Origin of the sequence: uncultured Tateyamaria sp., assembly GCF_947503705.1 — a bacterium.
GTDB lineage: Bacteria > Pseudomonadota > Alphaproteobacteria > Rhodobacterales > Rhodobacteraceae > Tateyamaria.
The window spans coordinates 1-1,317 of sequence record NZ_CANNES010000025.1; the positions used below are offsets into that span (position 1 = coordinate 1).

Annotated in this window: 1 protein-coding gene and 1 other annotated feature; the gene reads left to right on the forward strand. The window is 56.6% G+C overall.

The features are described from left to right. The first annotated feature begins 52 nt into the window (after positions 1-52). Positions 53-1,287, forward strand: a protein-coding gene (locus Q1A44_RS21830) for an IS3 family transposase (protein WP_299629546.1) whose coding sequence is annotated in 2 segments (ribosomal slippage) — positions 53-347 and positions 347-1,287 — 1,236 coding nt in all. Because the reading frame shifts where the segments join, the coding sequence is not laid out codon by codon here. After that, positions 340-456 (forward strand) — a sequence feature (AL1L pseudoknot). (Overlaps the previous gene by 117 nt.) Positions 1,288-1,317 lie beyond the last annotated feature (30 nt).

Here is a 1,317-nt window from a genome sequence, read left to right on the forward strand (position 1 = left end):
TGAATCGCTCCGGGTTTGTCGGAGACCATCAACTTAAGTAAGGATGATGGTTATGACAAAAAGCAAAATGGCAAATCGCTATTCGCCTGAGGTCCGCGCGCGTGCGGTCCGAATGGTGTTCGAGCATCAAGGCTCCTATGAAACGCAGGCGGGCGCGATAGCGGCCATTGCGCCCAAGATCGGCTGTATTCCTCAGACACTGAGCGGATGGGTTAAGCAGGCCGAGAAGGACAGCGGCATGCGAGATGGCGTGACGACCGAGGAACGTGATCGCATCAAGACGCTGGAACGAGAGATCCGTGAACTGCGCCAAGCCAATGAGATATTACGCAAGGCGTCAGCTTATTTTGCGCAGGCGGAACTCGACCGCCCACTCAAGCGATGATCGGCTTCATCGACGATCAAAGGGCTGTTTACGGTGTCGAGTCGATCTGCAGGGTGCTGCCGATTGCACCGTCAACATATTACCACCGCCTGGCATGCCAAGCCGATCCGGCCAAAGCTTCAGTCCGGCATCAGCGGGATAAGGAGCTGCGCCCGGAGATCAAACGTGTCTGGGATGAGAATTACCAAGTCTATGGGGTCCGCAAGGCCTGGCATCAGCTCAAGCGCGAGGGCTTTGAACTCGCGCGCTGCACGGTGGAGCGCCTGATGAAACAGATCGGCATCCGTGGTGCCGTGCGCGGCAAGGTGGTCAAAACAACGGTTCCAGACACGTCGGCACCGTGTCCGCGCGACAAAGTGAACCGTGTGTTCCGTGCGCCCGCGCCGAACCTATTGTGGGTCAGCGACTTTACCTACGTGTCCACGTGGCAGGGCTTTGTCTATGTAGCCTTGGTCATCGACACGTTTGCAGATCGCATCGTCGGCTGGCGAGTCTCACGGTCGGCCAAGACAGACTTTGTTCTCGATGCTCTTGAACAGGCTCTGCATGACCGACGACCTGTTCAGGAAAGCGGGCTGATACATCATAGCGACCGCGGGGGGCAATATTTGTCCATTCGCTATGCAGAACGCTTGGCAGAAGCAGGCATCGAACCATCGGTCGGGAGCGTTGGGGACTCGTATGATAATGCTCTCGCCGAGACGATAAATGGCCTCTACAAAACCGAACTCGTTCACCGTCAAGCCCCATGGCGCAGCATGCAAGATCTGGAAATGGCAACCCTCGGCTGGGTCGATTGGTTCAACAATAGGCGTTTGCTCGGCCCTATCGGAAACATCCCACCAGCAGAGGCTGAACAGAACTTCTATGCACAGCGCGACGTGCTCGATATGGTCGCGTGAAATGAAGCTATAGGTCTCCGGTAAACCCGG